15 protein-coding genes are annotated in these 25,771 nt (G+C 42.8%); 9 read left to right on the top strand and 6 right to left on the bottom strand.

Going from position 1 to position 25,771, the window contains the following annotated elements:
- Positions 1 to 13 precede the first annotated feature (13 nt).
- From BMX50_RS12870 to BMX50_RS12855, 4 genes are all read right to left on the bottom strand, one after another.
- Positions 14 to 436, bottom strand: a complete 423-nt coding sequence (locus BMX50_RS12870; protein ID WP_091210921.1) for a hypothetical protein — start codon at positions 434 to 436, stop codon at positions 14 to 16.
- 234 nt (positions 437 to 670) lie between these two features.
- Positions 671 to 1,471, bottom strand: a complete 801-nt coding sequence (locus BMX50_RS12865; RefSeq protein ID WP_091210920.1) for a DUF1223 domain-containing protein — start codon at positions 1,469 to 1,471, stop codon at positions 671 to 673.
- Between the two features lie 137 nt (positions 1,472 to 1,608).
- Complete coding sequence (locus BMX50_RS12860) at positions 1,609 to 2,370, bottom strand: LytR/AlgR family response regulator transcription factor (RefSeq protein ID WP_091210919.1); 762 nt, start codon at positions 2,368 to 2,370, stop codon at positions 1,609 to 1,611.
- Positions 2,351 to 3,373: a sensor histidine kinase gene (locus tag BMX50_RS12855; protein ID WP_091210918.1), complete on the bottom strand. Its 1,023-nt coding sequence runs from the start codon at positions 3,371 to 3,373 to the stop codon at positions 2,351 to 2,353. The genes BMX50_RS12860 and BMX50_RS12855 overlap by 20 nt, the downstream gene beginning before the upstream one ends.
- 392 nt (positions 3,374 to 3,765) lie before the next feature.
- Here BMX50_RS12855 and BMX50_RS12850 point away from each other — a divergent pair, with 392 nt between their 5' ends.
- Complete coding sequence (locus tag BMX50_RS12850; protein ID WP_167667895.1) at positions 3,766 to 4,305, top strand: RNA polymerase sigma-70 factor; 540 nt, start codon at positions 3,766 to 3,768, stop codon at positions 4,303 to 4,305.
- Positions 4,306 to 4,338: 33 nt separating this feature from the next.
- On the opposite strand, the gene BMX50_RS12845 is transcribed toward BMX50_RS12850, so the two are convergent.
- On the bottom strand, positions 4,339 to 5,628 hold the full coding sequence (locus BMX50_RS12845) for a serine hydrolase domain-containing protein (RefSeq protein WP_091210916.1): 1,290 nt from the start codon (positions 5,626 to 5,628) through the stop codon (positions 4,339 to 4,341).
- 209 nt (positions 5,629 to 5,837) lie between these two features.
- On the opposite strand from BMX50_RS12845, the gene BMX50_RS12840 reads away from it, so the two are divergent.
- The 8 genes from BMX50_RS12840 (at position 5,838) to BMX50_RS12805 (ending at position 24,309) form a co-directional block, all read left to right on the top strand.
- Positions 5,838 to 6,905 carry a FecR family protein gene (locus BMX50_RS12840; RefSeq protein ID WP_167667893.1) on the top strand — a complete coding sequence of 356 codons (1,068 nt, stop codon included), beginning with the start codon at positions 5,838 to 5,840 and terminating at the stop codon, positions 6,903 to 6,905.
- A gap of 195 nt (positions 6,906 to 7,100) precedes the next feature.
- The gene (locus tag BMX50_RS12835; RefSeq protein WP_091210914.1) at positions 7,101 to 10,469 is read left to right on the top strand and encodes a TonB-dependent receptor; all 3,369 of its coding nucleotides are present in this window, start codon (positions 7,101 to 7,103) and stop codon (positions 10,467 to 10,469) included.
- A 7-nt stretch (positions 10,470 to 10,476) separates the two neighbouring features.
- Positions 10,477 to 11,955 (top strand): RagB/SusD family nutrient uptake outer membrane protein, encoded by a 1,479-nt coding sequence (locus BMX50_RS12830; protein WP_091210913.1) that lies wholly within the window; start codon positions 10,477 to 10,479, stop codon positions 11,953 to 11,955.
- 74 nt (positions 11,956 to 12,029) lie between these two features.
- Positions 12,030 to 14,228, top strand: coding sequence for an alpha-N-acetylglucosaminidase (locus BMX50_RS12825; protein WP_091210912.1), 2,199 nt, complete (start codon positions 12,030 to 12,032; stop codon positions 14,226 to 14,228).
- Between the two features lie 214 nt (positions 14,229 to 14,442).
- Positions 14,443 to 17,400, top strand: a complete 2,958-nt coding sequence (locus tag BMX50_RS12820; RefSeq protein ID WP_091210911.1) for a beta-galactosidase — start codon at positions 14,443 to 14,445, stop codon at positions 17,398 to 17,400.
- 9 nt (positions 17,401 to 17,409) lie between these two features.
- A complete protein-coding gene (locus tag BMX50_RS12815; protein ID WP_091210910.1) occupies positions 17,410 to 18,537 on the top strand; it encodes an acyltransferase family protein in 1,128 nt (375 codons plus the stop codon).
- Positions 18,538 to 18,662: 125 nt separating this feature from the next.
- A complete protein-coding gene (locus tag BMX50_RS12810; RefSeq protein WP_167667891.1) occupies positions 18,663 to 21,917 on the top strand; it encodes a GH92 family glycosyl hydrolase in 3,255 nt (1,084 codons plus the stop codon).
- Positions 21,918 to 22,014: 97 nt separating this feature from the next.
- The gene (locus tag BMX50_RS12805; RefSeq protein ID WP_091210908.1) at positions 22,015 to 24,309 is read left to right on the top strand and encodes a GH92 family glycosyl hydrolase; all 2,295 of its coding nucleotides are present in this window, start codon (positions 22,015 to 22,017) and stop codon (positions 24,307 to 24,309) included.
- Between the two features lie 152 nt (positions 24,310 to 24,461).
- On the opposite strand, the gene BMX50_RS12800 is transcribed toward BMX50_RS12805, so the two are convergent.
- Positions 24,462 to 25,490, bottom strand: coding sequence for a LacI family DNA-binding transcriptional regulator (locus BMX50_RS12800; protein ID WP_091210907.1), 1,029 nt, complete (start codon positions 25,488 to 25,490; stop codon positions 24,462 to 24,464).
- Positions 25,491 to 25,771: the final 281 nt, after the last annotated feature.

Here is a 25,771-nt window from a genome sequence, read left to right as displayed (position 1 = left end):
ATGTTAATGATGATTAGTTTAAAAGCGGAGCTAAAGCGTTTAAAACAGGCATTGGTAGTAGCTTAAAATGATCGTAGGCTGTGTAGGTAAATTTACCTGTTACATTGTTTATTTTAGGATATAGAAATGTCATCTTTTTAAGCATGATCGTGTCATTGGGAGAATAATCCAAGGAAGCATGTGTTTTTTTTGCGAAGCCGAATGGAAGGGTAGTTTCCGCTTGATTTTGCTTATCCGCAGAAGTACCCGGCAACCTGAAATCAGATGATAACCGCGAAGAGTTAAAGCGGCCAATTTTAGATGAATAGTTATGCCCGCTGGCAGGCAGGCTTATTTTAAAAGTAAATGCCTGTTCGGTGCAGTTTAATTCATTTGCCTGTGCATAAGCACCTATACTTAGAAGTGTTGTTATGCAAATTAACAGGAGTTTTTTCATGATGGTATTTGTTTAAAACAGCATCGGCCCTTTTGCAGGGCCGATGCTGTTTATATTAGATGTGTTTACTTTCTGCTGGTCTTTTCTTCTTCCCCGGTACGCAGATCATTTCACAATCTTGCGGGTTCTGCTCAAAGGGAGCCCGTGTAAGAAATGATAATGAGAACAGTGACAGGAACCCGACTAATAACCGGCCTTGTTTCAACTTGCTCATGATGTTGAAATTTTATGTTATTATATTTTAGCTACAGCGTTGTTTGTGAGGGTTGCCTTTGTTGCGGTTAAAACTTCGCCGTTGCCTTTGTCCTGGATAAAGCCTACCACTTCCCAACCTTGCTGAGTAAACTCTTTAGGTAAGTTGATGACGGTTTGGCCTTTCTTTGCCTCGTTTAAGGCGACTGTTTTTAGATCGCGAACTATCTGGGCGTGGGATAAAGTTCTGCCTTCGTTTTCACCTTTGGCAACTTTGCTGATGGCCGATTTTTGTACAATAGCTATCAACAGATTTTGGTTATCAGTGTTGCCGGATAACTCATAGTTTACGGTTAGCTTATCACCATTTTGTTGCGCCTGAAGAGAAACTTGTGCGGTTTGGGCAGTTGTTAAAGCGCTGGAAATAGCATCGCGAAGTACAGGTTCATCCGAACCTACCAATTCAGTTTTGCCGTTAACAACAACCTGCGGGGTATAAACCTGGGCATTTAAATAAGCGCTGTATTCCCGCTGACGTTTTGAAAACATGGCATTGCTGAATACATCTTTCCAGCCAAGGCTATTCCAATAATCAACATGGTAAGCCAGTATGTAAACAGGTTTGTCCTGCGACTCTTTTTGAATCCTGGCCAACAATTCATCGGCAGGCGGGCAGCTTGAGCACCCTTCTGAGGTAAACAATTCAACCAGGGCAAAACCTTTACCGGGAGTATCGGCGCTTACAGTTTTAACTGAATCTATTTTACGGGCGGCATATGCAGCAGTAGCAAGCGCCAGTGCTACCGCACCAACACAAAAGCTAAAAATTTTTAACGTTTTCATATCTTTCGATTTTTAATTTATATCAAAATTATGCCCCAATCGGCTACCGAAACAGCATAAAAAAGCCCAACCAGACATTTACATAGTTCAGTTGGGCATTTATTGGGGGGAATGTTTTTAAGCCGGAAGCATTAAATCTACCTATTCTCGAGCCAGCTTAAAAACACAGGCGCTTTTTCTTTGTTGATGAGGAGTTTCTCGGGCGTTGGAATTGTCAATTTAACAAACAATTTACGCATGAAATAGTGTTCAACTTCTTTTATTGCGCTAAAGTTTACAATGTATTGCCTGTTGAGCCTGAAAAATTGTTCGGGTGAAAGCTGGCCGCTGATCTGATCAAGCGATTGGTTAACAACATACTCCTGCTGATCAAAAGTCATAATGGTTGACAGTTCGTTACGGATGTAGAAGAACGCTATGTTGTTCGACGCTATAGTGATGTACTTATTATTCTTAAACACAAGGAAACTTTTTTTCCCTGCAGGAGGTGTAACTTGTGATAACAGGCTGCTGATATCCGGCTGCGAGCCCTGCTGGAAGAAATTCCGCAATTCATCTACCTTTTTAAAGGCATCGGCAATATCTGTTTTTGAGAAAGGCTTAAGCACGTAATCAACACTGTTAGCTTTAAAGGCCTCTAACGAATATTCGTCGAACGCGGTACAAAAAATAATAGGGCATGATACCTTTACCGATTTAAAGATCTCAAAGCATAAACCATCCGAAAGCTGGATATCCATAAAAATAAGATCGGGCTGCCTGTTTTCTGAAAGATAGGCAACCGAGCTTTCTACACTTTGGAGCTTGGTGACAATTTTTGAGTGCGGCCTTAATTCTAATATAATGCTTTCGAGCGAACGAGCCGCTTTGAGTTCGTCTTCAATGATGATAATGTTCATGTATAATAGGTAGTTTAACTTTGAATGTTTTATCCTCGGCAATGATCTCTATTTGTTTATCAAGCAGGTGATCATAGCGCAAATTAATATTCTTGAGCCCAACGCCTGTTGATGGTTCTTCAAAGCGTTTGGGCTTAATTTCGTTCTCCATAACAATGTTGTCGCCCTCGGTATATAGCTTAATATGCAGGGGATGATCCAGCGATACCACATTGTGTTTAATGCAATTTTCGATCAGTAATTGCAGCGTAAACGGAGGGATTAATGTACCGCGATATTGATCATCTATGGTATTGGTAAAAATGAAGCCATCTTCAAACCGGGCTTTAAGCAAAAAGTTGTAAGCGTCTACAATGTCCAGTTCGTCAGATAAATGAATGAGGTCTAATTTTCGGCTCTCAAGCGTAAAACGGTAAAAGTTGGAAAGTTTAAGGATGAAATCTACCGAGTGTTGATCGCCGGTTTCAACCATAGCTTTAAGTGTATTAAGGCTATTGAACAGGAAGTGCGGATTGATCTGTTGTTTAAGCAGTTCATATTGTGCGCCAAGGTTATCGGCCTTAATGCGTTCCAGTTCTACGCTAACCTGCTGGTTTTGGTAGTTTTGATACAACAGGTTTATCAGCATGTAAAACACCAGGTTGATCAGGATGCCCCTAACCTCAATCATGAGCATCACCGGACCAAAATTCATGTGCGTTAATATCAGTTGTTGTATATAAGCTAAAGCCAGCATTACACCCATACCTATCACCAATGTGGTAAGAAGCCGGGAATACGAGATGCTTTTGTTTAGTTGTTTATTATGAGATGGCTTTGGCAGCGTATATATATTATAGTACCACACAAACAGCGAAAATGCGCCTGTAACAGCCGAGTTTACTGCTGCTTCGGCTGGTTTAAAGTGGCGTTCGGCTATTTGAGGAACGGAGGCCAGCAGACCAAGAAAAATTGAGCTGCTCCATATAATTCCGGGAGAGATTTTAAATGTTGTGTCTTTCATTTATTGCAAAGGTTTGCGGAAATTAAAATGGTTGCCGGACAAATATAAAGTTAATTATGGCCTGCAAGCCAAATCTGCTGTTGTGTTAGTAAAACCACCGCCAAACTTTAATTTGTTTTGACTAAACGCCCCAATTATTTCCATTTACTGCTAAAGTATAACAGGTAGTGATAAGAAAATATGGGTTTCGGGGACAAGCGGACATTTTATCGGCTGAAATAGACATTTTAAACCGCGAATATTACGGCAGTAGAATTGCAGACAATGAGTTTTAGCCGATGAGGAGATCCGGCTTCTTAAATCAACCTAAAATACTTTTGATCAGGATTTTTTTACTTAAAATTGTACATTATTTCAGTTAACTGTTCCCGTTAAAAGCAAGCCGCTCAACATTGGAGATTAAAGCACTTATAGATTCTATCCATTACAACAATGATGAATCTGCCTTTAATGAACTGTATAAGCTGCTGATCAATAGTCTTAATCAGTTTGCCTGGTCCTTTTTGGGCGATAAGGAAGCTTGCGAGGAAATCATTAACGATCTTTTTGTAAATATCTGGACGGGCCGTCATAAGTTGGATAGGATCACGAACCCCAAAGTGTATTTTTATGTATCGATAAAAAACGCCTGTCTTAACCATATCCGCAGCAATACCTCAAAAAGAAACCGCGACGCTCAGCTTGCCGAAACCTATTATTTTCATTTATCGGTTGATCCGTCGCAATTGCTCATTAGTAAAGAGCTGCAAGCCGGAGTTTTAAACGCTGTAAATAGTTTGCCCCCACGTTGCAAACTCATCTTTAAAATGGTTAAGGAAGATGACCTATCCTGTAACGAAGTAGCCGATATCCTTGGCCTGTCTAACAAAACGGTATTTGCGCAACTGGCCATTGCTTTGAAGAAATTGGATGAGGCACTTGGTAATAGTTAGCATCAAATTTTCGATACTGTTTGCAATGCCTCGTTACTGACGTTTCAGTTCATATGTATCGTCCACGTCCTGTAGTAATAGTCGTTTGCCGTTGTTGTCAAAATAAAAGAAAAAGCCAAATGGTTTATTCCAGAATTCATTAGGTGAGATTGGGGTGAGTTCAAAGTCTTTGCCTTTTACAGAACTTACCAACGTGCCGTTTGCCACCCTGTTAGTTATCTCTATCCCTGAAGATGCGCTGTACTTTCCTGTAAAGTTTGCTAAGTGAACGCTATCTGCCTTAACAGGATTAAAAGTTTCCAGCGTATCCGCAATATGGAAACAAGCTTTAAAAATATGGTCGAGGATACGGCCTTTGGGGAATACCTCGCCGTTGGTGCAGTAAGCGATAGCCAGGTCCGATGCCGGATAGTATTGAACAGAACTACCAAATCCTTCTGTTTTTCCGTTATGGCCAAAACCGGGATATGCCGCAGATCCATATGGAAACATGCCCTTTCCGTAACCGTCGCGCATTGTTTTCATCAAATTGAGGCTACCGGTACTGATTAGTTTGCCTTTAAACAATGCGCTTATGAACGTGCATAGGTCTTGAGGAGTAGAAATAAGTGCGCCGGCCCCTGCGAAATTATCGAGGTAAACTGCACGATCCTGCTTCCAGCCGCTATCGAAATATTTGTAAGAAATAGCCTCGCCTTTGGCAAACCCAGCCTTTTCACCGTAATAGGTTTGTTTTAATTTAAGAGGGTGAATAATTTTTTCGGTAACTACCGTTTTATAGGGTTTGCCGTAAATTTTTTCAACTATATAGCCTAAAAGTAAATAATTGGAATTGTTGTAATCTGCCTTCGCATCCGGCTCAAAATCTGGCTTTTGTTTTTTGATCATCGCAAGCAATTCTGCTTGTGTATGAGGCTGGTCTTTCCATGTATCAAAATCCGTATTGTTTGTAAAGCTGGCCAGGCCGCTACGGTGCCCTAACAGTTCGGCAACAGTGATATGGCCTGCGTTTGGCAGATCCGGGAAGAAGCGGCCCAGTGAATCTGTTAGTGCCAATCGGTGTTCATCAATCAATTGATATGTAAGTACTGCCGTAAACATTTTGGTGATGGACCCAATCCTATATTCTGTCGTCGGATTTTGATCTTTACCCAAAGAGCGTTGATAGATTACTTGTCCATTTTGGCTAATGGTCATACTTCCAATGGCAAGATCGTTGGTTGTAAGATACAGGAACAGGCTATCAAGCCGCGCACGATCAATCTGGGCATTGCTCAAAAAAGGTATCAGTAAGAAGCTTACAAGCAAAAGGAAATATTTCATACACTAAGATTTAGTTGTGAGACGAGAGATTATCCGAACAAGTTACAAAAAAAGATATGGTAAAAGGGGGCTTTTGGATAGATGCAGATTGGCCTGTAGCCTGTTATCATTGCGTTACTTCACAACAGCCGTCTCCTCAAAAAAATATTTTAATTTCTTTTAGGAAAAACCCGGAGGAGCGGTGTCCTTTAAGCAGAATACCAATTACTATGAGCAAATCCAGGTTTATTGAGTTAATGGCTAAAAGTATGGGCAAAACTGCCAGTGCTGAAGAATTGGCCGAACTCGACGTGTTTCTTGAACAATTTCCCAACTATAAAAAAACATACCAGGTTACTAACGCATTAAAAGGAAATGATCCCGAACCGGCAGAGGTCAAGCCTGAAGATATCAACGGAAACCTGGAAGAGATTTGGAACCGGATTAAAAGTTCGAACGAAAATACGGTAAATGAAGTTAAAGTTAGGCCAATGTTCAGGTGGCAATGGGTTGCTGCCGCAGTATTGATATTTATTGCGGCGGGAGCTTTATTTTATAAGAAAACAGCGCAACAGGATAGCCTCACAGCCGAAAATATATTACATGAAATTCATGTGCCTTACGGTAAAACCCAAAAGCTCAAATTACCCGACGGAACGCAGGTTACCCTGAATGCAGGCAGTACGTTTTCGTATCCCGAGGCTTTTGAAAAAAACACAAGGGACGTAAGCCTTACCGGCGAGGGTTTTTTTGAAGTAACTAAAAATGCTAAGAAACCTTTTTTGGTACATACAGCCAGGCTTGTTGTAAAGGTATTGGGAACGGTTTTTAACGTAAAAGCTTTTAATAACGATAAAACGGTAGAAACTACCTTGTTAAAAGGTAAAGTACAGGTTGAACTAAAAAACAATCCGGAGAAAAAGATCATTCTGTTGCCTAATGAAAAGCTGATTGTTATTAATAACCGTGAGCCCAAAAGTATAAAACCCAAAGAGGGAAAGATTGAATACCAGGTAACCGAGTTACCGGATGTTAAGCCTGATGAAGTAAAAGAAACAGCCTGGGTTGATAACCGAATTCTGTTCACCAACGAGATGTTTGAAGACGTGGCTGCACAAATTGAACGCAAATACAATGTGCAGGTTGTGTTTGAAGATCAGGCGCTCCGCAGCGAACAAATTAGCGGTTTGCTTGATAAAGAGACGTTGAAGGAGGCTTTGGGCATTATCGAACTGACTACGCCATTCAAATTCAGAGTGGATGGGCAAACGGTGTACCTGTCGAAAAAAGAAAAATAGAAATCAAAATAAACTAACTAACCCATTAACCAACAGCTTATGATATTGAAAACTTACCTATCAGATTCCTGAACATCCGCAAGTAAACAAGGGAAGAGCTGCCACTCCTCCCCGCAAACAAATAGGATTTTATTAACGGAGTAAGCAATTGTAAAACAGCACTTGCTCCATCCATTTATTTTCAAAACAAATGTAATGAAAAAAACAAGAAGGGTGTTTCCGCTTCGTGGCGCCCCCGTATGTCTCAAAGTTATTTTGCTGATGAAAGCAGTATTTTTATTTGTCCTGGCTACCTGTGTACAAGTTTCTGCAAAAGTGTACTCACAGCAGAAATTTACGCTTAGCTTAAAGCAGGCCGAAGTAAGCAGTATCCTTACAAAAATTCAAAAACAAAGCGATTACCGCTTCTTCTATAACTATGCTTCCATCAAAAAGCTGGGCAAGGTTGACCTTGACGTAAAAGATGCAACCATTGATGAATTGCTTGCAGCCATCATTGATGATAAGCTTTCTTATAAGATGAATGATGACCATGTAGTGATCATTGCCAACCAGGAGGAGACCAAAAGTATAGCCCTTGTAAAGGGCAAGGTTGTTGATGCCAAAGGCGAGCCGCTTATTGGGGTAAACATTCGCTTACAAGGAACAAATCAGGGAACAACAACCGATGCGAATGGAAATTTCAGTATTGATGCCCCTATAAATGGCGTATTGGAGATATCCTACATTGGTTTTGAAAAAAAGATAGTAACCATAACAGGAAGCCAAACTTTAAATATCACTTTGGTGGCCCTGCCATCTGCCTTGACCGAAGTTGTAGTAGTAGGTTACGGTACCACTAAAAAGATAGATGTTACCGGCTCTGTAGCGAGTGTAAAAGGTACAGATATTCAAAACCTTCCTGTAGCTTCAGCAACTCAGGCCCTGGACGGCCGTGCGGCTGGTGTAAACATTGTACGCAACGATGGTTCGCCGGGTGCTGCTTCAAGTATCCGTATCCGTGGTACCGGTACGTTAAACGATGCCAACCCGCTTATTGTTGTTGATGGTGTGCCTACCAGCGACCCTGACGCCTTAAGCGATATCAACCCCAACGATATTGCTTCGGTTGATATATTGAAAGATGCATCGGCAGCGGCTATTTACGGTACACGTGCTGCCAACGGCGTTGTATTGGTTACCACCAAAAGAGGTACTTATAACCAGAAATTAGCTACTACTGTCAATTTCTACAACGGTTTTTCTAATACAACCAAATATCTTAAACTGTTAACCGCACCCGATTTGTATTCATTGAAAAGGGAACGCTACACCAATGATGGAGTTGCTATCGATGCACCATGGAACGACAGCTATTACGCCACTCAAAGAACCGACTGGCAGCGTGCTATCATGAAAACGGGCCATGTAATTAATGGCGATGTTAACCTGCAGGGTGGAAATGATGTATCCAACTATTATTGGTCCACCTCGGTTTATAACGACGACGGTATAATTGATAAAACTAATTTTAAACGCTTTAGCACCCGTTTTAATTCAGAGCATAAAGTAACCGAATGGTTGAAATTGGGTGAAAATATCCAGTTAAGCTATGCAAACAATGTTGGGTTTGATAATAACAACTCGCAAACGGGTTTAATTTTCTCTGCACTACGCTTTAACCCTGCAATACCGTTGGTTAATCCTGATGGCACCTATGGTACTTCCAAAGCTTTCGCTAACCAGTTAGGGGATATCAACAGCCCTTATGCTACCATACAGGAAGCAGACAGGTTTAATAAAAAATACCGTGCACTGGCCAACGCTTTTGCCGAAATCTCGTTCCTAAAAGAGCTAAAACTTCGTGTTAACTACGCTTATGACGGTACATTAAACCGTGTCTACAATTTTAGTATAGCCGATGTTAACCAGGCCAGGCAAAATACCACCTCGCAGCTAACCCAAAACGAAGGTGAAACATCATCACAATTACTTGAGTCTTTCCTGACTTATGATAAAGTGTTTGGTAAAAGCCATGTAACTTTTACAGGCGGTTATTCATACCAAAATTATAAAACCTACGGCTTTAGCGCATGGAGGATTGGGTACGATGATACTTCGGTAGATCAGCGTGTGCTTGGCACCGGTAATAGCCAGTTTAACAATAGCGTGATACCCGATCAGTGGTCGTTACAATCAGCATTCGGAAGGATGTTTTACGATTATGATGGAAGGTTCCTGGCCACTCTGACTTTTCGCGCAGACGGTTCTTCCAGGTTTGCACCTTCAAAAAGATGGGGTTACTTCCCTGCATTCTCTTTGGGTTGGAGGCTATCTAACGAACAATTCATTAAAAACATAAGCTGGATAAGTAACCTTAAATTATCGGGTGGCTATGGTGAACTTGGCAATCAAAATATAACTACATTTCAATATGCCAGTTTAATAAAACTGGGCAGTACTTATGAAAACAATGGCTACACTTTTGGTGGCGTTGGTTATACAGGTGCGGCAGTTTCGCAGCTTGCCAATCTTGACATTGCCTGGGAACGTACAGCTATGACCAATGTCAGTTTAGATGCAGGCTTTTTAAATAATCAGTTAACCACTACATTAGCCTGGTTTAATAAAAATACCAAGGATATGCTTTTGGCGCCTCCCGTTGTAGGCTCCGCGGGTTCGGTAGGTATCCCTTTGCAAAATATTGGTACCATGAACAATCATGGCGTAGAGGTTGAGGTTAATTATCATGGTGGGAATAAGGTGAAATATTCAGTTGGTGCCAATGCTTCTTTCATTAAAAACAAGGTAACCAAACTTAACGGCGAGGGGACATTTGTAGGCGCAACTGTTTACGGCCGTTCAAGTCAGGAAATTTCCCGCACTTATCAGGGCCAGCCAATAGCTTCATTTTACGGTTGGAAAACCAATGGTTTGTACCAAACACAAGCCGATATCGATAACGACCCGGCGTTGAAAAATGACTCGCGTAAAAGTAGTATCAGACCTGGTGACGTTCGTTTCCTTGACCTGAACGGCGATGGCCTGATTGACGGTAACGACCGTACTAACCTGGGTAATCCCAACCCTAATGTTACTGCCGGTTTACAGGGCAGTGTATCGTACAAAGGCTTTGATTTTTCGGCAAACTTTACCGGTGTATTCGGCGTGAGCCTTTACAATGCCGACAGGATGCAGGGTATCGACCCAACTTATCCGTTTAACCTTTATGCCGAAACTTTAGGCCGTTGGACAGGTCCGGGTACCAGCAACACCATCCCTCGCTTATCGCTTGATCGTGCCAATGATAACTACCGTACATCTGATCTGTTTGTTGAAAGTGGAAGTTATGTGAGCCTAAAAAATGCCACTTTAGGCTACACCCTTCCTGTGAGTTGGGCTAAAAAGGCCACGTTAAAAAGCGTAAGACTATATGCATCGGGCCAAAATCTGTTTTTCATAACCGGCTACAAAGGTTATACGCCTGAGTTGGGTTATACCAACGGTAATTTGCAAAGAGGGGTTGACGTAGCTCAATACCCATCGGTGAGGATAATAACATTTGGTGTAACAGTTAAATTATAACATCATCATGAAATCAAACAAACTAATATATACGCTTGTGTCACTGGCCCTGATGGGCAGCGGCTGTAAAAAAGCGCTTGATTTAAAGCAAACAGGTGTTTACAGCTCCGCCAATTATTTCCGTAACGAAACAGACGCTGTTAACGCAGTAACCGGTATTTACAGCATTTTACCGGAGGAAGATTACATAGGGCACGCCGAGTCAACATTTGATACCCCATCTGACGATTACTGGCGCTCGGGCGACCATGGTGAGGACGAGGCTATCGAAAACTTAACCTACGATGCCTCTAACGCAGCTATCCGTTACCCATGGAAATGGCGTTATGAGGAGATTAACCGCGCTACCAACTGTATTATTAATATTCCTAAAATCACCGCTATATCTGCCGATGTGAAAAATCGCAGTATGGGCGAGGCTTATTTTTTAAGGGCTTTTGGCTACTGGCGTTTGATGATCATTCAGGGTGATGTGCCTATCATTACTGAAGCTGACTATACATCGCTGAATTTCAACGTACCGAAATCACCTATCGAAGAGGTACGTAAACAGATAGAATCAGATTTGCTAAAAGCGGTTGACCTGCTGCCCGAAAGCTACGGCGCTGCCGATCGCGGTCGTGTAAGCAAAGGAACAGCGTTAGGTTTATTGACCAAGCTTTATATGTATTGGGAAAAATTGCCTGAGGCCATCGCAACCGGGCAAAAGGTGATCTCAAACCCGGCATACGCACTTGCGCCTAATTATACTGATAATTTTACCCGCGCAAATGAAAACAGTACTGAAATGCTTTTCTCAATCCAGGCCGTACAAAATGTGGTTCAAAATGACTTTACCGTTTATTACATTCCGCGTCCATGGGGAGGTTACGGTTTTAGTCAGCCATTACAGGGCCTTGCCGATGAGTTTGAAGCAGGTGATCCGCGTAAAGCTGCAACATTGTTAAGCGTTGGTGATAAGGTAGATCTGGGTGATGGCAACGGTTTAACAACCTTTACTGCCGATCTTTCTGCTACCGGATATGCATTTAAAAAGTACGCTGTATTTAATACCCAGGCAGATGGTGGCGGTGTTGACCATAGTTATGCAGTGCCTTTAATGCGTTCGGCTGATATTTACCTGTTAGTTGCCGAAGCATTGATCCGTACGCAAGGTGCAGGTGCAGGCGATGCGCTGATCAACCAGATCAGGCACCGTGCATCGGCTTCATTAAAACCGGTTTCGGGAGCTGGCATGAAAGAGCTGATTCATGAACGCCGTGTTGAGCTGGCCGGTGAAGACCAACGCCACCAGGATTTGATGCGTTGGGACAAAAAGAACATCGTTGATATTGCGGCTATTTATAACCTTGCCGTTTCCAAAGCTCCACTTGATCAAAATAAAACGGTAACCTTTGTGCGCCCTAAAAACTACTACTTCCCGATACCGCAGGTTGAGATTGATAAGAGTAAAGGCGTGTTGGTACAAAACCCTAATTTTAAATAATAATATCCTCATACCGGCAGCAGAGGGGAGCCTTCTGTTGCCGGTATTTATTTTCAGCGTTTAATTATCTATTGATGAGAAAGTGTTTACTTGTTGTAGCTGCTATTATTGCATTTGGCTTTAAAGCCGGTGCCCAGGTTGATCAAAAAGCCTCTTATGATTTTATTGAAAGGGTAATCCCTGGCAGGGGTAACGTATTTACTGTCGAATCTGTCCCGCAACAGAACGGTAAAGATGTATTTGAGCTGGAAAGCCGTAATGGTAAAATTGTGCTCAGAGGTAATAATGGCTTGTCGGTGGCGTCCGCATTAAACTACTATCTTAAAAATTATTGCTTTTGCGATATCGGCTGGAATGGCACCAACCTTAATTTGCCTGCTACTTTGCCTGCAGTTAAAGGCCTTATCCATAAAACTACACCTTATCAATATCGCTACTATTTAAATTACTGCACCTTTAATTATACCATGGCCTGGTGGGACTGGACCCGCTGGCAAAAAGAAATTGACTGGATGGCCCTGAACGGTATCAACATGCCGCTGGCCATAACCGGCGAAGAAGCTGTTTGGCAAACCGTTTACAAAGACATGGGCTTCACCGATAAACAACTGGATGAGTTTTTTAGCGGTCCTGCTTATTTTTCATGGTTTTGGATGGGGAATATTGATGCCTGGGGCGGTCCGCTGCCGCAGCATTGGATGGACTCACACAAAGCATTACAAAAAAAGATCCTGGAGCGTGAACGCTCATTTGGGATGACGCCTGTTCTGTCGTCATTCACCGGCCACGTGCCGCCATCATTTAAAGATAAATTCCCCGGTGCTAAGGTTAAAAGAACCAACTGGGATGCCGGGTTTCCCGATGTTTTTATACTTGACCCCGACGATCCGATATTTGAAACCATCGGCAAAAAATATATAGAAGCGCAGACAAAAGAATTTGGCACCGATCACCTGTACTCTGCCGATACTTTTAACGAAAACGTGCCGCCAGCCAACGATTCAACCTATTTGGATGGCATGAGCAAAAAGGTTTTTAACTCTATGGCTGCTGCCGATCCCAAAGCTATTTGGGTGATGCAGGGCTGGATGTTCCACTACAATAACAAATTCTGGCAGCCTCAGCAGATCAAAGCTTTGCTTAATGCCGTGCCTAATGAGCAAATGATAGTGCTTGACTTGTACAGCGATGCCCACCCGGTTTGGAACCGTACGGAAGCTTACTATGGTAAACCATGGATTTGGAGTATGCTGCAAAACTTTGGCGGTAATATCAGCTTGTTTGGTCGTATGCGCCACGTAGCTGCTGATCCGGCCATCGCCCTGCACGATCCTGAATCGAAAAATATGCGCGGTATTGGTGTTACGCCCGAAGGTATCGAACAAAATCCCGCCCTGTTTGCCCTGATGCTGGAAAACGTTTGGCGCGATACCCCGATTGATGCTGACGCATGGGTTGCGAACTATGCACAACGCCGTTACGGACAGGTTAACGGCCAGGCAAATGAGGCATGGCATGTCCTGTTAAATTCTGTTTATTCAGGTGGCTTAACAGAGGGTGGCCCTGAATCCATTATTGTGGCAAGACCAACGTTTAAAAAATATATCGACAGGGTGTTAACAAAATTGGATTACGATCCGATGCAATTGGTTAAAGCCTGGGGCTTGCTTGTAAACGCTGCCGACAGCCTGAAACAAAGTGATGGCTTTCAATATGACCTGGTTGATGTAACCCGGCAGGTATTGGCCAATTATGCGAGTCCGCTGCAACAGAAAATGGCACAGGCTTATCAAAATAAAGATCAGCAGCAGTTTAAACTGTACAGCAGCCAGTTCCTGGAGCTAATGGACGATATGGATGACCTGCTAAGTACCCGAAAAGATTTCCTGTTAGGCAAATGGATCAACGAAGCAAGGGCTAATGGTATAACCGACAAAGAGAAAAACCTGTATGAATTTAACGCCCGCGATCTGGTTACCCTGTGGGGCGATAAGGAAAGCGGTTTAAGGGAATATTCCAACCGTCAATGGGCAGGCCTGATAAAAGGCTATTATAAACAACGCTGGACAATGTTCTTTAACCAGCTGGACAAATCGTTATCGGCCAAAACTGATTTTAATGCCGATGCCTTTGACAAGCAAGTGAAAGATTGGGAGTGGCAGTGGGTAAACAAGTATGACAATGCCTACACTGATGTTGCTAAGGGTGATGCCGTTGAAAAATCAAAGCAATTGTTTGTGAAGTATAATGCGGTGATTTTAGGGACTCGCTAAGAAAACTCAGTAAATACGTCATTGCGAGGAACGAAGCAATCGCGAACTATACAGGGCGGCCCGGCTAATCGGGGATTGCTTCGTGCCTCGCAATGACGCTTTTTTAGATTTAATAGCCTTTAAAGAGACAGAACACACAGATAGAAGACTTACGAAGTTTTAAAAACTTCGTAAGTCTGGATTTTACCGAAATGACAGGATCGTAAAATAACTTATGAGAATACGCTATTCTATATTAACATTTATCTTACTACTAAGCGCCTTTACTAAAGCACACAGTCAAAGCGCTAACGATCATATTTTCCCGGCTTCGGCTGTTGCTAAGCCCTACATAGATTTTGACAGCAAAGGTTTTATGGTGAATGGTAAACGTACGTTCATCGTATCAGCCGGGTTGGAATACGCCCGCATACCGCATGAGCTTTGGTACGATAGGCTATTGCGGATAAAACGGGCGGGTTTTAATTGTATTGAGATCTACACCATTTGGAATTTTCATGAAGAACAGGAAGGCAAATTCAATTTTACCGGTGATCACGATTTGGGTAAATTCCTGGATATCGTAAAACAGCTTGGCTTATACGCTATTGTGCGCGTTGGCCCGTATTATTGCGCTGAGTGGGATAACGGCGGTTACCCCATATGGCTTAAATTTAAAAAAGGCCTGCGGGTTAGGGAAGACAATAAATCTTTTGAACAATACGTCGATCGCTTTTTTGATCATCTTTTGCCGGTTGTATTTCAACGACAAATAAATAAAGGCGGCGCGGTGATATTGGTGCAACTGGAAAATGAGCATCCCAATGGGTGGGGAACTGTAATGCCCGACGGCTATTTCAAACACCTGCAGGCAAAAGCTTTGGATATGGGTATGCAGGTACCATATTTTTTCAGCGGTCTGCACCATGCCAGCGATCCCGCCGGTGATGGTAAGCTTGATGACGATAAACGGCCAAACCCATGGTTTTCTACCGAGTTCTGGGCCGTTTGGTATTCGCAATATGGTGCAAAGCCGGGCGATGCAGAGCTTTATGACAGGCGCACCTGGAAGATCATTGCCCGTGGTGGTAACGGTTATAACTACTACATGGCTCATGGGGGCTCGAACTTTGGTTATACCAATAATGATGAGGATGCAGCTTCGTATGATTACGGTACGGGCATAGGCCAGGCGGGTGATTTGCGGCCAATATATTATGCTTTTAAACGTGCTGCATGGTTTTCGCGTAGTTTTCAGGATGTATTGGAAAACAGTACAAATGCTTCGGAAACATACAAAGGCATTGCTGTTGACACTGCCATTAAAATATCCGCCCGCACAAGCCCTGCAGGTGATCTGATATTTTTAGATAATCCGGGTACTTGTAAACTAAGCACACCATTAGATATTAAAGGTGCCGAAGAGCTGCTTGCAGGTAAAACTATCAGCGTCCAACCTAAAGAGATTTTCCCTTTAGTTCATAATTATAAACTCAATGACGATGTTACGCTTGATTGGGTGTTTACACGTGTATTCGCCATAGTTAAACAAGCTAACACTATAACGGTAGTTGTTGATGCCGAAGCTGGCAATCCGCTGTTACTTCGTTTCAATACAAAAGATAAAGCTTCATCAAAATCAACTGCCGTAAAAATTGGCAGTAATGATGTGTTGATCGACGAAAAAATGCCTGTTGCCAATGAAATGCCTGTTGAGTATACCTTTACCTCCGGCCCGCAGACCATCAGGGTTTTGGCCATGAACCGGGCTTTAACCGATAAAACGTGGATCACCGAAACTGAAGGCAAAAGCTATATCATCACGGGGCTAAACTATGTTGGCGAAACCTCGGTTAAAAGTGGTCAATTTAAAATCACAGCAGAAACGCCTTTGACACAAAAGTCGCTACAAAAAGCAATTTTATATACCGATAGTAAAGGGATCGCTTTTAATATCGATGCCAAAAAGGGCGGCCAGCAACAAACCATCAATTTATCAAACTGGCAATATAAAAACGCCGCCGTCAACGTGGCATCCAATGTAAGTACAAGCACCTGGCTTAAATCAAAAGACCCGCAGCCCATTGGTGCTGATGCTGACGTAACTGCTGATGCCTGGTATAGGGCCATGCTAAATATCCCATCTAACGGAAAATATACCTTACAGGTTAAAGGAGGCGGCAGGGGACAAGCTTTTATTGACGGCAAGCCTGCTGCTAAATGGAAACTGAATGATAATGAGTTAACCCTTAATCTGACAAAAGGCAAGCATACGTTAGCCGTTTTTGCAGCACATGACGGGCGCGATAAACTGGCTGCCTACCTTGGCCCGATAGATGAGGTAGATAGCAAAGGACTTTTTGGCAATGCGCTTATCAAAAAGGGCGGCCCTTTTATTTCTGAGCTTGGCAAGTGGTATTTTACCAGTGCCAACAAAAAAGATGATGTAAAGCAAGGTCCGCCGGCATTTGATACATCGGTGTACAAAAAGTATAAAATAGGAAATGATGTTTTTAACCTGAAAGAGGGTTATGCGTGGTTCCATACCATCATTCCGCAGCAGGCTGTGGGTACTTCAAAATTAGCGATACTGTTTAAAAGTGTTGACGAAAATGCTACCGTATTTATTAATGGCAAACAGGTAGCCCATCATGATGGATGGAACCAGCCTTTTGAAGTAAATATTACCGATGCCGAAACATTAAAACGTCCGGTTGAGCTTACTGTCTTTATCGAGAATTATTCGAATGAAGGTGGTATCGATCAACCTGTAAAAATCAACGCCATCGGTGATGCAACAACCGTAACCAACTGGCAACTGAAAGGTGGCCCCGGCGATGTGTTGGCCTCTACCGGCTGGACAAAACCCGATGCAGCCATGCAAATGAAAAATGAGCCGGTTTTTTATCGCACAACATTTAGCTTACCACCATCAAAAGGGAATATCTTTATCTGGCGTTTTGAACCTGAAGGATTAGGGCATGGCTCTGTTTGGGTTAACGGTCATAATTTAGGAAGATACCCTGAAAAGCTCGATGTGAAAAGCCTTTACATTCCAGAGTGCTGGCTTAAAACAGGCTTAAACCAACTGGTGGTTTACGACGAAGACGGCAATAGTATCAACCAAACCCGAATTGTAGCCGAAGAGGCAGCAGGTAGAACAATCAACGAAATTTCAATACCCCTTAATTAATAACAGCACATGGCTACAACAACCGAAAGATTTACCGCACTTGATGTTTTCCGTGGTATGACCATTTGCTTCATGATCATCGTTAATGCCCCCGGTTCGGGGGCGAACGTATGGTCACCGCTTGACCATGCCCCCTGGATAGGTTTTACACCTACCGATCTTGTTTTTCCATCGTTCCTGTTCGCGGTAGGTAACGCGCTTAGTTTCTCCAAAAAGAAGTTTGAAACTGACTCTGCTTTTATCGGTAAAATATTTAAGCGTACGGTGATCATTTTTTTGCTGGGTTACCTGATGTATTGGTTCCCGTTCTTCCATCGTGAGGCAGGTAGCTGGGTGTTTAACCCTTTAAACCATACCCGTATCATGGGCGTGTTACAGCGGATAGCGTTGTGTTATTTCTTTGGTGCTTTGATAGTTCACTATTGTTCGCAAAAGACAGCTGTCGTTATATCTGTTGTACTTCTATTAGGCTACTGGGCTTTCCTGATATTTTGCGGCGAACCTGGCAAAGAGTATACCATGCTTGGCAATGCAGGCACGCGATTGGATATCGTGTTGATGGGTAACGATCATTTATATCATGATAAAGGCGGTCCCATAGCTTTTGATCCCGAAGGTTTGCTCAGCACCATGACCGCCATTGTGAATGTAATTGGCGGCTATCTGGCTGGAGCGTTCATTCAGCGTAAGGGTAAAAATTACGAGTCGGTTGCGCGGTTATTTATGTGCGGTGTTTTGTTGATCGCTGTTTCCTTATTCTGGGCGCAGTTTTTTCCCGTAGCTAAAAAACTATGGACAAGCTCCTTCACGCTGCTTACCATCGGTATCGACCTTTTGCTATTAGGTTTTATGGTATTTGCCATCGAAATAAAAAAGATCAAAAAAGGCACAAACTTCTTCCTCATTTTCGGACGAAATTCGTTGGCTATCTACTTGCTGTCGGAGTTGCTGCTTACCGTTTTTCAAACTATTTGGGTAAAACCACAGTTAAGTTTTTATGATTGGATAAACCAGGTGTTTTACCAAAAGATATTCCCGGGTGCTTTTGGTACACTGGTATTCGCACTTTGTTATATGATGCTTTGCTGGCTGGTGGCCTGGGTGCTTGATAAAAAGAAGATTTATATAAAAATATAATAATCCTGTAGAGACGCATAATTGCGTCTCTAACTGTACAGAGCGGATAGTGAATTTCCAATGCCTTGCAAGCGGGAGACGCAATTATGCGTCTCTACATTTATTTTAAATTATTGATTGCACAATTGAAGAAGATAATATATTTCGTCTTAGCCTCGATATTACCGGGCTTCAACCTCTATGCCCAACAAGTAAACCACCTGCATTATGTTGATCCGTTTATTGGTACAACTGTAAGCAATGTACTCACCAAATGGGGCAATAATGGCGGCTGTTATCCCGGTGCTGTTGCACCATCGGGTGCGGTACAGCTAAGCCCGGAAACAAGGGTTACTGGAGCAAGGGGATATAATTATACTGACAGTTCAGTTTATTATTTCAGTTGTCTTGGGCACATGAGTGGCTTTCCGGAAGGATCATCCGGTCGTCTTTTTATCATGCCATGGAATAGCGGTGCTAATTTTGAGCCTGGTAAATCAAGCATTCACTTTTCGCACAAAAAGGAAAGCGCTGTGCCGGGTTATTATAAAGTGAATTTTGATGAGCGGCCCATCACAGCCGAAGCAACCGCTACTGCAAGAACCGGCATGTTCCGTTTTACTTTTAAAGAAAATGCTAAACCGCAAATTTTTATCGGTAATGGTGGCGGGATTAACGCCATATCCAATAAAGTGATCCATAATTCTGATGCTAATACTGTGATAAACTTTAGCGAAGGATATACAGACAAAAAGGAAGTTAAAGGCGGTTGGTTGTTTACCTTTTCTAAAGCCCAAACAAGTACTACAATCATTACTTTGCAATTGAGCAAATCATCGGTAGGTTATTCCGGTGCTCAGCACAATATCGATCAGGAAATCGGGAGCCTTAGTTTTGATGAGGTTCGTGCACAAACCAGCAGAGAATGGGCTAAGCTATTATCTGTTATTGATATAACCGATAATAATGAGCAGCATAATACGGTGTTTTACACCGCGCTCTATCATTCGCTTTTATTACCCTGGGTAATTGATGACGCCGATGGTAATTATCGTGGCCACGATGGGGAAATCCATCAAAAGACTGGGCAAAACCAGTATGGCGGTTTTTCTCCCTGGGACACTTTTCGGTCGTTGCATCCTTTGCTTACAGTGTTATATCCGCAAAAGCAACAGGATGTGATCTTCTCTATGTTGGATGTTTACAAGCAAAGCGGGCACCTGCCAACCGAAAGCATGACGGGTAACCATGCTATTCCAATCATTGTTGATTCCTATTTAAAAGGGATAACCGGCTTTGATAAAGAACTTGCATACAAGGGAATGAAAAAAGATCTGGTTGACGGTCCATTTGTTCAATCGGATATGGAAGTGTATCATCAAAAAGGATACGTACCTTTTACGCGGCAGGAATCGGTTACCCGTACGGTTGAGTATGCTTATGACGATTGGGCCTTGTCGCAATTTGCGGATAAGGTGATGAATGACCAACAAACCGCTCAATTATCATTAAACAGAGGTCTAAACTATCGCAATCTTTTAAATAAAGATGAATTATTTATGCTTCCGCGAAACGGCGAGGAATTTAAACTTCAACCCGGTACATCTGGTTATAAAGAAGGTGATAAATGGGTGTATTCATACTTTGTGCCCCAAAACGGTAAGGACCTCATCAATATGACCGGCGGTAACGATCAGTTTGCTGCCCGCTTGGATTCGGCGCTAAGCAATAACGTTATTCTGTTTGATAACGAAACTGTATTTCACCTGCCTTACCTGTTTAACCAGGCCGGTAAGCCACAGCTAACACAAAAATGGGTAAGGGATATTATGCTAAACAGGTTCAGTGCTACGCCCGGCGGTTTGCCCGGTAATGATGACCTTGGTTCAACATCCAGCTGGTATGTTTTTAGTTCGCTGGGGATTTATCCTGCTTGTCCCGGCAGGCCGCTTTATGCTATTGGTACGCCATTGTTTAAAGCAGTAACCCTTCATCTGCCAAACGGCAGAAAGTTTGTCATCAGCAGCGATAATTCAGCATTAAAAAATAACTATATACAATCGTTGCAGGTAAATGGTAAGGCCTGGCGGCGGTTAGTGTTACCGCATTCCGTTATAGCAAACGGCGGTGCAATGATTTTTAATATGGGCAAAGAGCCGGGTAACTGGCCGATGGATAAAGATCCGGTTGAGCTATCATCTACACAAAAAAACACCGCTTTTAAGATCATTGATTATTCGGTTGATAAAAAAAGCGTAGTGCCACATGAGCCGCTTGTCGTAAAGTTCAGGCTTAAAAATACAGGTAGCAAAGGTGTTAAAACGGTGAAGTTGTTGGTTAACGGCAAGCCATATGGCTATAGGAATTGTTTGGTTGAACAAGGGCAAACTGTTCAGGATTCTATAATGTTCAGGCTTTATCCGGTTGGGAAGACCACATTGACACTCGATAATACACTCCCGTTGACTGTTGAGGTGAAGCTGCCGGCAAAACCACAGGAGCATGCTTTTGAAATATCCCAACTGCAAGTAAAGCCGATGATCAGGCTAAATGAAAACCAGGAGATAAAATACCTGATAAAAAACACAGGCGGACTAAAGCAGACTTTTATAATACCGGTAATCCAGAATGATTCGGTTGTATTTACAGATAATATCAAACTGAATGCAGGTGGGGTTAAAACTATCGGTCATAATATAACTGCTTCCAAAAAAGGATTTAAACAAGTAAAGGTTGATACCGCGAAAACCGTATATAAAGTTTATGAAGATGCCGCCGAATCATTGATGCTTAATTTCGTATCGATAGCTCCCGGCAAGTCGGTAGCTGATAGCTCAGGATTTCATAACAACGGGAACATTATTTCAACTCAGGCAACAACCAATAAAGATCAACTGCTGTTTGGCGATAGCACTTACGTGGAAGTTCCAAACGCGCCTGTTTTAGATAACATGGGCGAATCCATCAGTATGATGGGCTGGGTATACCCAACGGGTAAGGAGAAAGGTTTAACCGATATCATTACCAAAGGCGACAACCACGTGTTGCAAATGACCGATAACAAAACGCTTACTTTTTTTGCCGGCGGATGGGGCAGGGGCGATTGTACTGTAAACCTCCCTACCGACTGGCATCAACACTGGCACCACATAGCGGGGGTTTACAGCGGCAAAAAGCTTTATCTTTATATAGATGGCATTTTAGTGGGTACTTCCGAATTAGATGTAACTGCTGATCTGTCGGTAAATAACAAATGGACGTTGGGCCGGAATGAGGAGTTTCCTTCAGAAAGGGTGTTTCACGGTTATATAAACAAAGTGAAAGTATTCAAGGCTGCTTTATCTGCCGATGATATAAAAGGCATCGTATCTTCAGAAAAGGTATCAATTCTTCAGCAATAAATATTCGCGAAAAAAATATCAGGCTTTTCACAAATATGATCTGAAAAATTAGAGATTTGCCAGGCCTGTTTAAACAAGCCTAAAAAATCTATCTGAAATGATCTTAAACATTTGCCCGAAATTAAAACGGAAGGTATATCCCTTTTTATTGCTTTCGTTAGTTTCCGTAACAACAAATGCACAGCAAAAAACAACCAAAGTAAAAAAGGACGAGGTTGACTATGTAAACCCGCTCATCGGTACGGCATCAACCGGTTTTGCCAAAGGACTCGACGGTGGTGGTACTATGCCCTGCGTGAACGTGCCTTTTGCCATGACCAATTTTGTTGCCCAAACCGGCGAAAACAAAATGAGCAAAATGAGTTATACCTATGAGGATAACTCGGTAATAGGCCTGATGGCCTCACACCAGCCAACCGTTTGGATGGGCGATTATGGTTATGTATCTGTAATGCCTCAAATTGGTAACCTTCGTGTACTGCCCGAAGAGCGTAAGCTGATGTTTGACCATAAGGATGAAGTGGCTAAACCATATTACTACTCCCTAAAACTAAAGGCTGCCAATAATACAAATATTAAAGCCGAGATAGCCGGTGCCAATACTTGCGGTATGTTCCGCTTTACTTTCCCTAAGGCAGATCAGGCGCATCTCATCATTCAGGGGATCAATCTTAATCCTGCACTTACCGATTGGGCCAATGATTTTAAGGTAAGGATGAAGGAGATGCGCGGATATGTGCATGTTGACACCGTAAATAACGAGATAACCGGCTACAATCCCGACAGGCAGTCGGCACAGCTTGGGCCTCCGCTTAAAAACTTCAAAGGGTATTTTATTATCAAGTTTGATAAGCCTATCCGCAGCTACGGCACCTGGGATAATCAAACCATTAAGAAGAAAAGTAAAGAACAGTTTGGTACCCGTATGGGTGCTTATGTTTCATTCAAAACAGCAGGTAGTACCGTAGTAAAGGTTACCGTAGCTACGTCATTTATCAGCATCGATCAGGCACGTCACAACCTTAAGCGTGAAATCCCTGATTGGGACTTTGAGAAAGTAGTGAAAAGCACTCGTGATAACTGGCAGCAACAATTGAAAAAAGTGCAGGTAGCTGATATCACCGACGGACAAAAGACTATTTTTTATACCGCTATGTTCCACACCCTGCTTTTCCCGAGGGAATTTTCAGAATACGGCAGATATTACAGCGCTTTCGATGATAAAATTCACAATGGTGTTTCGTATAATGATTACTCTTTATGGGATACTTTCAGGGCTTTGCATCCACTATTGATCCTAACTCAGCCCGAGCGTGTGAATGATATGGTAAAATCGTTGCTGCAAATGTACCAGGAGGGCGGCTGGATGCCGATGTGGCCTAACCCAACCTATACCAACATCATGATAGGTACCCATGCCGATGCTGTAATTGCCGATGCCTACATCAAAGGTTTCAGGGGCTACAACGCGGCCTTAGCTTACGAAGCACTACACAAAGACGCGTTTACAGCGCCCGATGGCGATGTTCAGAAAAAATGGGGTGATCGTGATCTGTGGACAAGCTTTGAGGCCCGTGGCGGTTTAACCAATTATCATAAGTTAGGATATATTCCTGTTGATAAAACTAAAGAGTCAGTATCGCGCACTATTGAATATGGTATTGACGACTACTGTGTTGCCCAGCTTGCAAAAGCTTTAGGCAAAACCGGTGATTATAATCAGTTAATGGGTTGGAGCAAAAATTATAAAAATGTGTACAACACTTCAACCGGGTTTATGGCTCCGCGTAATGCAGACGGGAGCTGGTCGGCACAGCCGGATAGTGGGTTTACCGAAGGGACAAAGTGGACTTACACTTTTGGTGCTATGCATGATGTACCGGGAATGATAGCCCTCATGGGTGGCGAAAAAGCTTTTGCCGATAAGCTAACCCATAACTTTAATGATGGCCATTACAGGGCCGATAACGAGCCTGGGCACCATTACATTTACCTGTTTAACTATTGCGGTATGCCATGGAAAGCACAGGAACTGGTAAGGCAGCATACCTCATGGCAAAATTTCAGGAATGCACCTATAGGTATAAACGGTAACGACGACTGCGGGCAAACATCTGCCTGGTATATTTTTAGTACCATGGGTTTTTATCCTGTAACACCGGCATCAGGCTTGTACAGCATTGGAGCACCACAGTTTCCGTACATAGCCCTGAACCTGCAAAACGGTAATAAATTGGTTATCAAAGCCGCCGGTTTATCAGCTCAGAACAAATATGTAAAGTTGGTTACATTTAACGGAGTACCTATAAAAGATCATATGATATCGCACGAGCAGATCAGCCACGGCGGTACTTTGGCGTTCACCATGACCAATATCCCTCAAAAAGATTAAAGAGGTGTTTGAGAAATGTTTATGTAGAGACGCATCACATGCGTCTCCCGTAGGACAAGCCACTTTTGTAGGACACTTAATTATTTTGATTTGCGCGCAGGAGACGCATGTGATGCGTCTCTACATTTAAAAACAATCGTTTTAAACAGCCACTAAGAGGCTGTAGACGCCCTCGCAACCAGTTGTGATGGCATTACCAGCTCTTGTTCAGATTCAATAAGCCTTCCGGACAGGCGGCTGAAAAGTATTTCGGCCGCCTGTTTGCCCATATCATATGCCGGTTGTAAAACAGTAGTAAGCGGCGGGTTAAGTATGGCTGCAGTAATCTGGTTGGTAAAGCAAACAACTTTTACATCACCTGGAATCTGTAGTTTCAGTTCATCGCAGGCCAGGTAGGTAGCCGTCGCCAGTTGCTCAACTGTGGCTATTATCCCATCAGGTTTAACGGTAGTTAAATGCGCTTTGATCTCGTTTACATTTTCGCCCATATATTTATTGGAGCAGGTTACTACCCTTGTATCGTCGGTTGTAAATCCGTTGTTATTTAAAGCATCGCGATACCCTTGTTCGCGAGCCGATAAAATAGAAGGATAACCGCTGATGGTGACCAGCGAGATATTTTTACAGCCTGCCAGCAGCAAATGGACGGCAGCGTTGTAGGCGCTGTTATAATCATCGGTTATAATTTTATCCGCAGTAACATCTTCGCACACCCTGTCAAAAAAAACTATAGGAGTGCCCGTTTCCTGCAATTTTTTAATATGACCGGTATCCTGCGTGCTGCTGGCTACAGACATGATGACGCCGTCAACACGTCCGCTGGCCAGATCGTTAAACATAGATGCCTCCCGTTCATAACTGTCATGGGTAAGATAGATCAGCGCATGATATTTTTGGGGGGCAATAATACTTTCAATGCCATTAATGGCCTGACTGAAAAAACTGTCGGCAATTTCGGGGATAATAATGGCTATAGTATTGCTGCTTTGTTTGCGGAGACTGCTGGCATAAGCGTTAGGCACATAATTTAAGCGCCTGGCGGCTTCCATTACCCTAAGTTTGGTTTCATGGCTTATGTCATAGCTATCGCGCATCGCTTTTGATATGGTTGCGGTTGAAAGGTTGAGTTCTTTCGCAAGCGTTTTCATATTCACCTTATCGTTCTTGTTACCGCCGGTCATTTTTAGCAAAGTTTAAATTGGTTGTGCCTTATTATACGGCCAATATAACGAAAAAAGGCGTTCTGTAGTCTGAGTTCAGATTGTTGGCTAAATAAGCGCTATTATTCCGTACCATGTATAACAATCTCCTCAGCACCCGGCATTATCGGTGTTTTTGAATTATGAAAAGTAAAACCGAAGAAAATTGTGTTTGGTAAAATAATTATTAGATTTGAACGCCAGTTATAATCTGTTGATAAAGAGCTTCCGGGGAGTACTCCTGTTAAATAGGCAGGCATCCG

Source organism: Mucilaginibacter gossypiicola (assembly GCF_900110105.1).
Taxonomy (GTDB): Bacteria; Bacteroidota; Bacteroidia; order Sphingobacteriales; family Sphingobacteriaceae; genus Mucilaginibacter; species Mucilaginibacter gossypiicola.
This window is presented reverse-complemented; position numbering and strand designations above follow the sequence as displayed.